The sequence below is a fragment of the Streptomyces sp. NPDC001410 genome (assembly GCF_042895235.1).
Classification (GTDB): Bacteria; Actinomycetota; Actinomycetes; order Streptomycetales; family Streptomycetaceae; genus Streptomyces.
In genome coordinates this window covers 93,726-106,696 of sequence record NZ_JBIAWE010000014.1, presented here as the reverse complement: position 1 = coordinate 106,696, position 12,971 = coordinate 93,726, and the positions used below count along the sequence as shown (strand labels likewise).

The window sequence follows — 12,971 nt, the reverse complement described above, 5'->3', positions numbered from 1 at the left end:
GCCCAATCACCGGGATCCCCGTGATCCGGTCCCTGGGTCTACGCCCGAAGGTCAGACCAGCGGCTTAGCCGATGACACCGATCGATCCGTGAAGACGACGGACTTTTACGTCTCCCCTACCGCTCGAACCGCGTGTAAGCGGGTCCGGCGGGGTCATCCATGGTGCGTTCTTGCAGGTCAAGCACTTACGAACGCAGCCGCTGAAGCCCTTTCGGACCTCTCGTTCCGGCGTGAGTTCAGATTGACCTATGTCAATCTGAACTGTCAAGGAGATGTGGCAGAAGGGTCAGAGATTGACCTAGGTCCGGTTACTCTCGGGGGTATGGATCAGAGTCCCGAAGCGCCCAAACCCACGCCGACGGCCAAGGAGATTGCGGCGCAGTTCCGCGACAAGATCACGGGTCCCGATCGTGAGTACGACCCGGGGGACCGGCTCCCGGCTGCTCGCTCGCTCGCCAAGGAGCTTGGCGTGCAGCTCATGACCGTCCAGAGCGCGTACGGTCAACTCCGTGACGAGGGGCTGATCCTTACCCAGCAGGGACGTGGGACGTTCGTCCGTGACCCCGCGGTGCCCCTCGGAACCGAGCCGGGCAGCAGCCCTGCTTTCGCGGCTCTGGCCGCAGAACTCAGGACGATTCATGACGCTCTCAGTTCGCTCGGGGAGCGGCTCGATCGGCTTGAGCGGCTTGTAGGTAGCGAGACTCCAACTTCGCAGTGAGTTCGTCCGCGCGCCGTAGCAGCCCTTCGACCTTGATGCGTGCGTCCCTCAAACTCGCTTTGATCAAAGCAAGTTCAGCAGAAGTGATGCCTTCCAGCTCGCCGCTTCGCTCATCGATCCCTGACATGCCAATGAGCATCTAGCCATGAACGGCAGAGGACCCGGACAGAGTGTCCGGGTCCTCTGCCCTTGCAGGTCGGGATGGTTGACGATCTGTCACCTAGTGACTTCGTCTACGGCGTCCAGCACTGCCCCCCAGGGGAGCGCGCGCCCCGCCGGCGCCTCGCGCGGCTCGTACAGCGGCCACACATCCGGGCCGTAGACGATGCGCACGCCCCCCGCCCTGAGGGTGTCGATGTGATGCTGCCAGGCCGGGTGGCGGGCGTGCGCCGCGTTTACCCGAGGGAAGACGACGACGGGCAACCCGAGGGTGCCGATAGCCTCCCCCACCTGGGTCAGCGCCTGGTTGTCCATCAGGCCCATGGCGAGCTTGGCCACCATGTTGGCCGACGCTGGGGCTACCACGTAGCAGTCAACCGGCGGGTGCGGTCGCGCCTCGCCAGGCAGGCGCGGTTCATCGCGCACGGGCAAGCCGGTCAGCTTCTCCAGCCGCTCGACCTCGCCACTCAGCCGTAGCCACTGACCTGCGGTCGGCGTCAGAGTGACGGCCACCTGCCAGCCACGCTCCATCGCGGGCTCAACCAGACCGGTGCGCAGCGCCTCTACGCCTCCGGCTGCCGACCCAACGACTCCGAGCACCCCACGCTTGCCTGAACTCACTGCACCGCCCTGCACCGTTGAGCCATCACGAACACCTCGGACGATCGCGAGCCGCCCGTGACCGGTGATTGCTTGATCAGGTTCCGCAGTGTCTCGCGCACCCTCGGATTGTTGCGCACGAGCTGCGGCGATGTGCTTTCAGCTGCGCGGAGTTCCGTGAACGCCTCATCGCCCTGTCCGCTGAGCGAGAGCGCGCGTGCGAAGTCGATGCGGTGCGACACGCTGCGTTCCTGTGGCATGTGGTCGACATTGATCCGGCCGTGTTCCACGACGTACGACACGTTGTCGAGATCCAGCTCAACCGATAGGCGGTGAAGCAGGACGTTCGTGGGTCCGAAGCCGGTCTGCCAGTAGTTCTCATCCGAGCCGAGGTCATCCGCGAGTTCCTCGGCTCGATCCAGCAGACCGGTTGCGGTGGGCCGGTCCTGGTGGCGGGCCGCTGCGACAGCGGCCCGCAGGTGGATCATCCCCAGCAAACTCAGTGCCGCGGGGTCGTTGTCGGTCACCCGCGACGAGAGCCATGCTGCGGCCGTGTTGCCCAGTTCCAACGCGTCGTCGTATCTGCCGTTGGCCAATAGGGCGTGCGTGCCGGACCGTGCGGCGGACGCCAACACAAGCGGGTCGTCAGACTCGTCTGCGGCACGCATCGCGCGCTCGGCAGCAAGCCAAGAGATGTCCGATTCGCCGATCTTCGCGAGGGTCGTTGCTGCGAGGTGGTGGGTACGGGCCGACACTGCCCAGCAGTCGCTACGGTCCTCGCCGTGCCGTGCGGCTCGCTCCTCCAGCTCTTGCGCAGTCTGGAGGAGCGCGGGAAGCGCGGCGATGACGCTGCCGAGCCGCCCACCCTGGTAGTCGTTCCATGCCTGCTCCACGCGCACGGCCACGGGCGCCGGTGTGGGGAGCTGCACCTCAACCTCGGGGCCGAAGAGCAGACGGGACAGCCGGCGGGGGCTCATGAGCGCGTCACGCACGGCCGGAACGTCGTCCTGCTGCCTCTCGTCCTCCATGAGCACGGTCTGACCGAGTAGGTCTCCGAGAGGCACGCGCAGGGTACGCGACAGCTCCGTGATCATGTCGATCCTGGGAGGCTTCCGGCGCCCCGTCTCGATCTTTGCCAACCAGTCCGTGCTACGCCCGACCAGGCCGGCGAGTACCTCTTGCGTGTAGCCGCGCCGCTTCCGGTAGAACGCGATCCGCTCACCGATGCTGAGGTGATCTCCAAGACCACGCATTATGTGCTGCCTCCTGCGAGTTGTAGGGGCCTGCTTCACGGTACAGAGCCATGTAAGGGGCGGGTAGTCGGCCTTGCTTGCACCGGATCAGAGGGAGCGTGAGGGGTCCCGCGGGAAGGGGCCCGGGCAGTCTGTCTGGGATCAGCTATGACGTCTGCTTGAGCGAGGGATTACTCCAACTGGAGCAGTCTCAGGGGGCATGACGATAGAGATATGCCAGGATGGCGGAATAGACAGTTTTCCATACTGAAGTCTGGGTGTTATTTCGTAGGCTTGGAGCGGTTGCGTGCAGAAACTGCCAAGTGTTGCATCGGTCTCTGAAGCTGAAGCTCTGGATACGATCGTCCAATGCCGGTTGGAGGCGGCATCGCTTGTCAATTCCGAAGAGTATGGAACGGCTATCAGGATTATTGGGGATGTCGTAAAATGGTCTGCTGAGGTCATGGATCGACTGCGCCCCACCATGCAACTTTCAATGCAGGTTATTGCACTGCGGGCCGACTTGGGGAGTGCGTACGCGATTTTGGGTCACAAGGAGCGCGCCACCCATGAATTCAAGGTAATTTCCGACATTGTTCGCATGGTGGTGGGTCACTGCCCGTGTGGGCTGGAGAGTTCAGATTTGGAGTGCCCCGTGGACCCCTGTCGTTGGCCGGGGTGATCTCGATGACTGCTTTGTTGGTTTCCTTGCTGGCAGTAACCCTAGCTGGAAGGCTCGTGTGGATCGAAGAGTACTTCCGCAGGTACCGTTCCCATTATGGCGACCTGAAGGGGTCTCTTCGTAAGACCAGGGTTCAGGTGGAGAATCCCAGTGTTGATGCGGCTAAGGCGAAGGAGAAGCAAGCCCTCTACGTGCAATCGGCTCGGCGTCAATTTGAAATGTGCTTGCTCGGAGGCACGCTTGGGGTTACGGCTTGGAGTGCGTTGTATGCAGCCAAGAGTAGTAGCGGCTTTCAGATTTCAGGATTGAGCCTCAGGCTGCTCTTCGTCGGCGTTTTCGCTCTTATTACAGGGCCCGTACTGGCCAAAGCTGAAGCGCTATTTTTCAGCTATATGGTGCGGGAGTCTGCCGGGTATGTGGGTTTCAGTGCCGTGGTCTTTTCTTTGACCTCCATCGCATGGGATCTCACCGGTGTGAGGTGGGGTGTTGTGGCGGCTGTATTCGCTGCCCTTGTTGCTGTCAGTGATTTGAAGCAGGATGTTAAGCTGGTCGATTTCTTGAAGTCTGGGATTCCTCGAATGCCGAGGGCGCAGGGCTGTCGATGTAATTGTTGCCCGCACTAAATGATTTTGAGCGGTAGGGGCGCCATCCCGTCTCCGTAGCCTCGGCTGTTGGGGCCGTCTCTGGGCCGTCGAAGGGTGGCCCACGGCGACCGACAACGACCAATGACGACCGTCCGATCGCCGGTCGGCGCTGCGCCGACGCCGATCGCAGGAGGTCGGTCCACGCCGACGTCACTTCCTGCGCAACAAGAAGTCGGAGTGGGAGGAGTACCGCTCCGAGGTGACCGCGTTCGAGCTGCGGAAGAATCTGCCTGTGCTGTAGGCGCAGGTCAGGGGGCGTTCCCCGCTGATTCGGCGAAGGGGCCGACGGTCGTGGACCGTCGGCCCCCTGGCATGCCGCACCCCGGCCACAACAAAGCGGCCCGCCCCTCTCGGAGCGAGCCGCTCGGCCAGGCCGTGGATGGCGAGATCGTTCAGGACCACATGCCGACTGCCATGTCATCCAGCACGGCCGGCCAGACGCTGTTCCCGCTGAAGGGGAGCGGGTCATGCTCCTCCACGGCAGCGCGGATGCCGTCCAAGGATTCCGCGAGCCGCTCGAAGTCGTCTTCTTCGTTGTCCTCGTCATCGCTCCAGTCGAATTCCTTCAGTAGACGATGCAATGCGAAGGCGAGGTAGGCGAGAGAGGAAATATCCGTGTGGAGATCCTGAACGGGGCCACCGTTCTCGGAGAATCCGTGCACCTTGCCGGTCTTCGGGTCGAGAGCCAGGTGTGTCTGCGGGATCCAGCCGAACACCACCCATGCTTCGCAGCCGGGCGGAACCTCGTATCCCGTGAGGTCAATTTTCTCGTCGACGAGAGGAAAACGTCCGGAGTCCATTCGCTTCTGCGGCTGGAAGGCACCCGTCGGAATTCCGACCGACAGCAGCACCTGTGCGGCAGGCGAGTCGTCCGGTACATCTCCCAAGGAGCCGGCAGGCGCGGCGAAAATGGCTCCTTCGCCAAGAGACGAGACCATCTCTTCTCGAGAAAGTTCGAACAGCATGGAAGCCTCGTTGTTCTCTCGCTAGGGCTGCCGGGCGGTCTCGGAGCGGGTGCGCTCGTACTCGGTGGGGTCCAGGATCTCCCAGGCCGCCATGCCGATGGCAAGGACGCCGCGGGCCGGCAGGGTCGCGGCACCGATACGCACGCAGTCCGGCAGATGAGCGGGGCGGCCGAGGTCGACGCCGTCGAATACGGCTCGCGAGGTTTCGACAAAGTAGATCCGCTGCGGCATGAGCATTCCGGTGTGGCCACTCGGCATGACGCCGGAGAAGCGCATGTCGCCCATTCCCAGCGCGCGGGCCAGTCGCTGCCGTGCCCGAAGCCAGAGCGGAGTGCGCCAGGTGGAAAGCGGCAGCGCCGCGCTGGCGCTGTTCAGAAGATCCAGGAGCCGGGTCGAGGTGGCGGTCAGGGTCCAGTCCAGTGAGGGGGAATCCATCGTCACCCGCAGGGAGGCCGGTCCCGTCCAGGTGACCTGTATGTGCGCGTGTCCCGTGCGGTCGCATGCGGGGCCGTAGTACCTGGGGCACGCTGTGTCCAGCCGTGTCCCGTCGACGTCGATCGACCAGTTGCCGTCTGGATCGCGATGCCACAGCGTGCGGTACGGACCGAAGTCGTTCTCCGGGAAGACACGCAGCGCGAGCACGTGACCGGAGTCGAAAGGCAGCCCGAACACGCCCCAGCCCTTGACGTACTCATGTCCTGGCCAGGGGGCTCGGCCCCGTACCGCCGGGAGGTCCGACAACCTGGCGGACAAATCGAGCATCTCGATCACCCCGTAGTAATGGCGTCGGCCACCCGCTCGGGCTCGTCGACCTGGACGTAGTGGCCTGCGTCGGTGAGCAGACGCAGTTCGCTGTTCGGGAACAGGTCGGCGAACTGCCGTGCCACCCGCACATTGAGGTAGCGGTCCCGGGCCCCGAAAACGATCCGTACGGGCGGCTCGAACGTGCGCAGCTCGGGGAGGCGCCGTCTGCGGCTGAACACCGCCATGAGGAGTTCGTCGTTGAGCCGCCAAAAGGCGGGTCGAGCGGCGGGAAACTGCTCGTAGAGCCGCGCCACATACTGCTCACGAACCTCGGAGTCGCGTATGAACCGGCCCACCTGCCAGGCATACAGGCGCCGGTCCAGATCCGGCCGGCGCCGGACGACGGCACGCGCCGCCACGCGCACCAGCGGCGTGGAGTAGAGGGCGATGGCGGGCGGTCGGCGCAGCGCGAGGGTCCAGTGGTAGTAGGTGTTCAGCAGGACGAGCCGCGCCACACGGTCCGGGTTGTCAAGCGCCCAGTCGATGGCGGGCGGTCCGCAGGCGTCGTGCGCCACCAGCACGAGTCGGCGGGCGCCCAGGTTCTCCGTCACCGCGTCCGCGACGGCGGCAAGGTCGCCCACCTGATGGGCCACCGTGTAGGGGTGGTCGCGCGGCTTGTCCGACTCTCCCCATCCCAGGAAGTCGAACCGCACCACGGGCACCCGGCCCTCGAGGTACGGCAGCAGACGGTCGTAGAGGCGGGTGCTGTCGGGGAAGCCGTGCATCAGCACCACGGGCGTGCCGGGCCCCGGCACGACTTCCGCGTGCAGGCGGTAGAGGCCTCGCGATACGGTCAGGGGTTCGACGACCGGGTCCATGGCGTCCTCCCCTCGCCCTGTCCCTCGTCCTGTCGCGTCACACGACTCATTCAAGTCCCCATATCGCCGTCCCGCGACCGTCGGCCGGGAGGCGGGCCGGTACCCCAGCCCGGCTCCCGAAGCCGGCCGCCACCCCGCTCAGGTGGCTCGGGCCGAGGGTGTGGCGCAGGGTGGATATGTCCGCCGTTGCGTACCACGCACCCTCGAAGCACGGGAGGGACACGTGCTCACCGTTCCCGCCTACGCCGCGACGTCCGCGACCGAACCGCTCACGCCCACGACCGTCGAGCGACGGGACGTGGGTCCGCACGACGTGCTGATAGAGATCAAGTACGTCGGTATCTGCCACTCGGACATCCACAACGTCCGCAGTGAGTGGGGCCCGGCGTCGTATCCGATGGTCCCCGGCCACGAGGTAGCCGGCGTCGTCGTCGAGGTCGGCTCCGAGGTCACCGGGTGCGCTCCCGGCGACCGTGTCGGCGTCGGCTGCATGGTCAACTCCTGCCGGGTGTGCGAACCCTGTCTGAGGGGCGAGGAGCAGTACTGCCTGAACGGCAACACCCTCACGTACGGCTCCGTGGACGAGGACGGCACCGTCACGCAGGGCGGCTACTCCACGCACGTCGTCGTCAACGACGACTTCGTGCTCCGGCTCCCCGGCACTCTCGCCCTGGACGAGGCCGCTCCACTGCTGTGCGCGGGCATCACCACGTACTCCCCGCTGCGCCGCTGGGGCGCGGGCCCCGGCAAGAAGGTCGCGGTCGTCGGGCTCGGCGGGCTCGGGCACCTGGCGGTCAAGATCGCCCACGCCCTGGGTGCGGAGGTCACCGTCCTGTCCCAGTCGCTGAAGAAGATGGACGACGGCCTGCGCCTCGGCGCACGCGAGTACTTCGCCACCAGCGACCCGGCCACCTTCGAGCGGCTCGCCGGCGCCTTCGACCTCGTCGTCAACACGGTCAGCGCACGAGTCGACCTGGACTCCTACCTCGGGCTGCTGAAGCCGGGCGGAGTCCTGGTCAACGTCGGTGCTCCCCCCGAAGCGCTCTCACTGAACGTGTTCTCCCTCATCATGCACGGCCACATCTTCGCCGGGTCGCTCATCGGCGGCATCCGCGAGACCCAGGAGATGCTCGACTTCTGCGGCGCACACGGCATCGGCGCCGAGGTCGAGATCGTCCCGGCCGCGAAGATCAACGAAGCCTTCGAGCGGATGCTCGCCTCGGACGTGCGCTACCGCTTCGTCATCGACACCTCGACGCTCACCTGACCGGCTGGCCGATGCCCATCAGGTTGCCCTCGCTGTCCCGGAACCAGGCGCCGCGCTCGCCCCGGGCGCCCTTGCTCGGGTAGTTCCCGTCGATCTCGGCGATGCCGTCCCGGGTGTGGAAGCCGGGTTGGTCGACCTCCTCGAAGACCACCCCGCGTCGCCGCAGCTCCGAGACGACGGCCTCGATGTCCTCGACCTCCCAGGCCATCTGCGTGAAGGTGCCGGGCGAGGCTCCGGCCGACAGGAACACGACGAAGTCCGTGCCCCCGCACCGGTACAGCAGCCCGCCCGGGCGTTCGTCGACGGGCTCCAGGCCGAGCACCTCGGAGTAGAAGCGGCGGGCCCGGTCCAGGTCCTGGGCGGGCAGCCGGGTGGCCACCCGGCCCCGGGCCAGAAGGTTCGTGTCGTCCATGTCCCTACTGTGAACCGCCCGCCGCTCCGTTCAGCGCAGATACGCGGGCGACACCGCCGCCTTGATGATCCGCCGCGGCTGCCCCGACCCGTCCGCCGGCACCTCGTACAGGTCCGCGCCGTAGTCCCCGGGCAGGGCGTAGACGATCGTGCGGGTGTCCTTCCAGACCGCCTGGTCGTCCACGCTGCGCGGCTCGGCGAGGGGAGTCTCGCGCATCGTGTGCAGGTCGAGGACGTAGAGGCGCCAAGGGGCGTCGCTGGGCAGGCCCTTGACCCGCTTCTTGTACGCGACGCGACTGCCGTCGGGGGAGAGGGACGGACACTCGACGTTCGCGTGCAGGGTGGTGACCGTACGCGTGCGCAGGTCGCCCCGGACCAGATAGGTGCTGCCCCTGGTCGCCAGCGTCGCGTAGAACGTGCGGTCGTCCGCGGCGAACGTCACGCCCCAGAAGTTGGTGTCAGCCGCACGGTACGGGTGCCCGTCCCTGACGATCCGGAAGGCCTCCAGGGACGGGATCAGCTCGCCCGTACGGGTGTCCACGATCGCCGTGCGCGTGGAGAAGTTCGTACCGGCGTACGAGTCACCGCCCACGAACGCCGTCCAGGCGGCGAAGTGCCCGGTGAGGGAGACCCGGGCTCGGGACGGGATGCCCGGGACGTCGTAGTGGTCCCGGGTACGGAGACGGTCGTCCAGGATCAGGGCGCGGTAGGTGTCCGAGACCGGGCCGTGCACCGCCTGCAGGCACACTCCTGTGCCCGAGGCGGCGTAGAAACGCAGGCACTTGACGCCCGAGGCGGTGCGCGGTCCGGCCGGGTCCGAGGCCGGGACCGTCGTCAGCTCGTCGCGGTGCGGTCCCCACGCCATGTTGCGGAACACCATGCGGCCGTGGCCGGTCAGGGACACCGTGCCCGACGTGACCTTCGGGCCGCCCGCCTGCGCGTGGTCGCGGCGGTCCGCGCGCGCCGACGCGTGCAGGACGGACGCCACCGCGACCGCCGCCAGCGCGACGACGGCCGAGAGCAGGATCAGGATGCGGGTGCGTACGGTCATGCGGTGACGGTGCCTTTCGGGCGCAGGGTGAGAGAGAACGCCGCACACCCGGCCAGGGCCACCGCCGCACCCACCAGCGCGGCCCGGTCGCCCCACACCGTCCAGGCGGCGCCGAACAGCAGCGAGCAGGCGAACCGGGCCAGCGCCTGCCCGGTCTGCACGACGGCCAGGCCGGACGAGCGCAGCGCCTCCGGCACGCCCTGTGAGGCCGCCGCCATCAGCACCCCGTCGGTGGCCGCGTAGAAGCCGCCGTGCAGGGCCAGGACGAGGTACGGCAGGGCCGCGCCGTGCCAGGAGGTGAGCAGCAGCGTGTACGCGACGAGCAGGGCTCCGTGACCGGCCAGGAAGACGGCCCACCGGCCCACCCGGTCGGCGAGCCGGCCGAGCGGGATCGCCAGCAGCAGGAACGCGGCCGCCGTGCCGAGCGGCAGCAGCGCGAACCAGCGGTCGGGGACACCCAGCCGACGCTGCAGCAGCAGATAGACGAAGGAGTCGCTGACCGTGGCGAGCCCCAGCAGCAGGGCACAGGCCGTGATCCGGCGCAGGTCGCGCCGGCGGAGCAGCCCTACGGCGGCGCGCAGCGTGGGCCGCGCTTCGTCCCCGGTGGCGTCACCCGCCCGGCGACCACCACCCGGCACGAACAGCACCAGCACCAGCACCCCGAACCCGGCCACGCAGAAACTGACCGTGAACACCGCGTCGTAGCCGTCGACCGTGGCCCGCAGGATCAGGAACGCCACCAGCGGCCCGAGCAGGGCGCCCGCGGTGTCCATCGCCCGATGCACGCCGAAGGCGCGGCCGCGGGTCTCCGGCGTACTGGAGAGCGAGATCAGCGCGTCACGCGGGGCCGTACGCAGTCCCTTGCCGGTGCGGTCGGCGGCCAGGATCAGTCCGATGGGGGTGAGCGAGTGCGCCACCAGCAACAACGGCTTGCACAGCGCCGAGATGCCGTAGCCGAACCCGGCCACCCACTTGTGCCGCCCGCCCCCGCGGTCGGCGAGATGCCCGCCCGCGAGCCGCACGAGCGCCGAGAAGCCGTTGTAGATCCCGTCGAGCAGCCCGAAGCCCAGCGGAGAGAGACCCAGCCCCGTCACCAGGTACAGCGGGAGCACCGCGGTGACCATCTCGGAGGACACGTCGGTGACCAGACTGACGGTGCCGAGGGCGAGGACCGTGGGGGCGACCACGGCGCGGCGCCGCCCGGCAAGAGGCCGGACGGCACCGTCCGCGGACGCCGGCGCACCGGGAGTGTTGGCGCGGCTGTCCGCTACGTACACGTCAGGGCGCCCAGATACCGGAGATGTCCCGGGCGGAGGCCGCGTTGCCCGCGTGGGTCGTCAGGCCCTGCGTGTCCTCCAGGGTGCGCAGCATGTCGTAGTGGTTGTAGGTGGTGGACGAGGAGGACCCCGCCGCCACCGGCTGGCCGTACAGCACCGTCGGGATGCGGTTGCCGCTGAGCCGGTTGTCCTCGTCGAAGGTGACGACGAGCAGGCTGTTGTGGGTCTTGGCCCAGGTCGCGTACGCGCCCAGGTTGTTCTTCAGCCAGGTGTCACCGGTCGACACCGAGCAGTCGTGCATGTCGCTGCACAGGTTGGGGACCACGAACGACATCTGAGGCAGCGTCGAGTAGTCGGTCGGGAACTGCGCGAAGGTCTTGGCGCTCGACGTCGGCACGTTGTTGAAGCCGAACCACGGGTTGTGCTTGCGCGCGTACTTGCCGCTGCTGCACGTGGTCGAACCCTGGCTGGGCAGCGTCTCGTTGTAACTGGCCCAGCTGCGGCCGGCGGCGATCTGCTCGGAGGCCAGGTTCGCCGCGGAGGAGAAGCCCGGGGTGTAGCAGCTGTCGTCCGTGATCCCCTGCGTGGAGCCGGAGAACAGGGCGAAGTAGTTCGGCTGGCTCGGGTGGGTGATGGCGTAGGACTGGGTCAGGTTGGCGCCGCCGGACTTGAGCGAGTTGATGTACGGGGCGCTGGAGGAGCCGATCACCTGGCTGTAGGCGTGGTTCTCGAAGACCACGACGACCACGTGGTCCGGGCTGGGGACGGCGCCCGCGGCGTGCGCGGTCTCACCACCGAGCCCGGTCCACACGCCGAACGCGGCCGCTGCGAAGGCCGCGGCGGACGCCACGACGGTGCGGGCACGGCGGTACACGGAACTGCCGGACACATCAACCTCCGGGGAGAGGGGCGGGGTTGGCGGTGCGGACAGAGCATGCACACGTCAATATTCCCCCGCCCCACGTCACTCAACCCGGAGGATGAAGACCTCGTGAACTACTCCTCCCGGTGGGCCAGTGCGGCGAGCACCTGATGCAGCGGCTCGGTGATCCGCCGCTTGTACTCCTGGATCGCCCACCCGTTCCCGTCGGGATCCTTGAAGTACATGAACGTGGCCCCGTCCTGAGGCGCGAACTGCACCGGCTCACTCACCTCGAGCCCTCGCGCGGTCAGTTCCTCGTACGCGGCCTTGGCATCCGTCACACACAGCTGCATCCCGTGATACGTCCCCGGCCGAGGCGTCCCCGTGGGCACCTGCAGCCCGTCGACGAGCGCGATGGAACACCCCGACCCGGGCGGCGTCAGCTGCACGATCCGCACGCCCTCCATCACCTCACCATCAAGGTCGACGTGAAAGCCGACCTTGTCCCGGTAGAACTCCTTGGCCCGGTCCACATCGGACACGGGCAGCAGGATCACTTCGAGCGTCATCTCCATGACACGACTCCTCCGCTGAACGTCTCCCCCACACCGAAGCCCAAATCGGTGCCCGCCACCACCGAAACCGAGAACCTGTGGCCCCACGACGCCGCACCCGGGCACGGCGGGAAGGGGACGTGCCGGGTGGTGTCCGCCCGCAGCGGCCGGCGAAAACTCGGTGACGACTCACCCCACAGCCCGCCGGACCGAGGACGGACACCACCCGGCGCGGCCCCGACCCCCCACCACACCGGGCGCGACCCAAGCCACAAAGCACCCGCAGGGGCTGCCGCAGGCAGGGCGCAACGCCCCACACACCCGAGCGGGCCGCCGCAGGCACAGCCCGCCGCAGGCGCACCGCAGGCAGGGCGCCCCCACCACGCACCGAACAGCCGGCCGCAAGCGCACCGCGCCCGCACAACGGAGCTGCCCAAGCGCCGCAGGCGCACCGCACCCGCACGGCCTGCTGCAGGCAGGGCGCCCCTCATCACGCGCCCGAACAGCCCGCCGCACGCGCACGGCGCCCGCACAACGGAGCCGCTCAAGCGCCGCAGGCACACCGCACCGCACAGCCGGCCGCAGGCAGGGCACCCCCACCACGCACCGAACAGCCGGCCGCAAGCGCACCGCGCCCGCACAACGGAGCTGCCCAAGCGCCGCAGGCACACCGCGCCCGCGCAACGGAGCCGCCGAAGCGCCGCAGGCATACGCGCCGCAGGCACAGCCCGCCGCAGGCGCACCGCGCCCGCACTACGGAGCCGCTCAAGCGCCGCAGGCACACGCACAGCCGGCCGCAGGCACACCGCGCCCGCACAACGGAGCCGCCCAAGCGCCGCAGGCATACGCGCCGCAGGCACAGCCCGCCGCAGGCGCACCGCGCCCGCACTACGGAGCCGCTCAAGCGCCGCAGGCACACGCACAGCC

General features: G+C 67.9%; 14 protein-coding genes and 1 pseudogene. 5 read left to right on the top strand and 10 right to left on the bottom strand.

What is annotated here, in order from left to right:
- Window positions 1–322: 322 nt before the first annotated feature.
- Window positions 323–718, top strand: a complete 396-nt coding sequence (locus tag ACFY3C_RS29245) for a GntR family transcriptional regulator (RefSeq protein ID WP_390772850.1) — start codon at window positions 323–325, stop codon at window positions 716–718.
- A 216-nt stretch (window positions 719–934) separates the two neighbouring features.
- On the opposite strand, the gene ACFY3C_RS29240 is transcribed toward ACFY3C_RS29245, so the two are convergent.
- Window positions 935–1,477, bottom strand: a complete 543-nt coding sequence (locus ACFY3C_RS29240) for a flavoprotein (RefSeq protein WP_390772963.1) — start codon at window positions 1,475–1,477, stop codon at window positions 935–937.
- A gap of 17 nt (window positions 1,478–1,494) precedes the next feature.
- On the bottom strand, window positions 1,495–2,730 hold the full coding sequence (locus ACFY3C_RS29235; RefSeq protein ID WP_390772849.1) for a helix-turn-helix domain-containing protein: 1,236 nt from the start codon (window positions 2,728–2,730) through the stop codon (window positions 1,495–1,497).
- A 286-nt stretch (window positions 2,731–3,016) separates the two neighbouring features.
- Here ACFY3C_RS29235 and ACFY3C_RS29230 point away from each other — a divergent pair, with 286 nt between their 5' ends.
- The 3 genes and pseudogenes from ACFY3C_RS29230 to ACFY3C_RS29220 form a co-directional block, all read left to right on the top strand.
- Window positions 3,017–3,391 carry a hypothetical protein gene (locus ACFY3C_RS29230; RefSeq protein ID WP_390772848.1) on the top strand — a complete coding sequence of 125 codons (375 nt, stop codon included), beginning with the start codon at window positions 3,017–3,019 and terminating at the stop codon, window positions 3,389–3,391.
- Window positions 3,392–3,396: 5 nt separating this feature from the next.
- Window positions 3,397–4,014, top strand: coding sequence for a hypothetical protein (locus ACFY3C_RS29225; protein ID WP_390772847.1), 618 nt, complete (start codon window positions 3,397–3,399; stop codon window positions 4,012–4,014).
- 175 nt (window positions 4,015–4,189) lie between these two features.
- Window positions 4,190–4,276: pseudogene (locus tag ACFY3C_RS29220) on the top strand (glutamine synthetase); the annotation flags it as partial.
- Between the two features lie 151 nt (window positions 4,277–4,427).
- On the opposite strand, the gene ACFY3C_RS29215 reads toward ACFY3C_RS29220, so the two are convergent.
- The 3 genes from ACFY3C_RS29215 to ACFY3C_RS29205 are packed head-to-tail and all read right to left on the bottom strand — an operon-like array spanning window position 4,428 to window position 6,622.
- On the bottom strand, window positions 4,428–5,000 hold the full coding sequence (locus ACFY3C_RS29215) for an SUKH-4 family immunity protein (RefSeq protein ID WP_390772846.1): 573 nt from the start codon (window positions 4,998–5,000) through the stop codon (window positions 4,428–4,430).
- A gap of 21 nt (window positions 5,001–5,021) precedes the next feature.
- Window positions 5,022–5,762 (bottom strand): hypothetical protein, encoded by a 741-nt coding sequence (locus ACFY3C_RS29210; protein WP_390772845.1) that lies wholly within the window; start codon window positions 5,760–5,762, stop codon window positions 5,022–5,024.
- A gap of 5 nt (window positions 5,763–5,767) precedes the next feature.
- Window positions 5,768–6,622, bottom strand: a complete 855-nt coding sequence (locus ACFY3C_RS29205; RefSeq protein ID WP_390772844.1) for an alpha/beta fold hydrolase — start codon at window positions 6,620–6,622, stop codon at window positions 5,768–5,770.
- 223 nt (window positions 6,623–6,845) lie between these two features.
- On the opposite strand from ACFY3C_RS29205, the gene ACFY3C_RS29200 reads away from it, so the two are divergent.
- A complete protein-coding gene (locus ACFY3C_RS29200) occupies window positions 6,846–7,889 on the top strand; it encodes an NAD(P)-dependent alcohol dehydrogenase (protein WP_390772843.1) in 1,044 nt (347 codons plus the stop codon).
- Here ACFY3C_RS29200 and ACFY3C_RS29195 read toward each other — a convergent pair.
- The 5 genes from ACFY3C_RS29195 to ACFY3C_RS29175 form a co-directional block, all read right to left on the bottom strand.
- Entirely contained in the window at window positions 7,882–8,301 is a 420-nt protein-coding gene (locus ACFY3C_RS29195) for a VOC family protein (protein WP_386574451.1), read from the bottom strand. The genes ACFY3C_RS29200 and ACFY3C_RS29195 overlap by 8 nt on opposite strands.
- Before the next feature lie 30 nt (window positions 8,302–8,331).
- Window positions 8,332–9,351, bottom strand: a complete 1,020-nt coding sequence (locus tag ACFY3C_RS29190) for a TolB family protein (protein WP_390772842.1) — start codon at window positions 9,349–9,351, stop codon at window positions 8,332–8,334.
- Complete coding sequence (locus ACFY3C_RS29185; protein ID WP_390772841.1) at window positions 9,348–10,628, bottom strand: MFS transporter; 1,281 nt, start codon at window positions 10,626–10,628, stop codon at window positions 9,348–9,350. The genes ACFY3C_RS29190 and ACFY3C_RS29185 overlap by 4 nt, the downstream gene beginning before the upstream one ends.
- A 1-nt stretch (window position 10,629) precedes the next feature.
- Entirely contained in the window at window positions 10,630–11,517 is an 888-nt protein-coding gene (locus ACFY3C_RS29180) for an alkaline phosphatase family protein (RefSeq protein ID WP_390772840.1), read from the bottom strand.
- 107 nt (window positions 11,518–11,624) lie between these two features.
- Window positions 11,625–12,065 carry a VOC family protein gene (locus ACFY3C_RS29175; RefSeq protein WP_386574444.1) on the bottom strand — a complete coding sequence of 147 codons (441 nt, stop codon included), beginning with the start codon at window positions 12,063–12,065 and terminating at the stop codon, window positions 11,625–11,627.
- Between the last annotated feature and the right edge of the window lie 906 nt (window positions 12,066–12,971).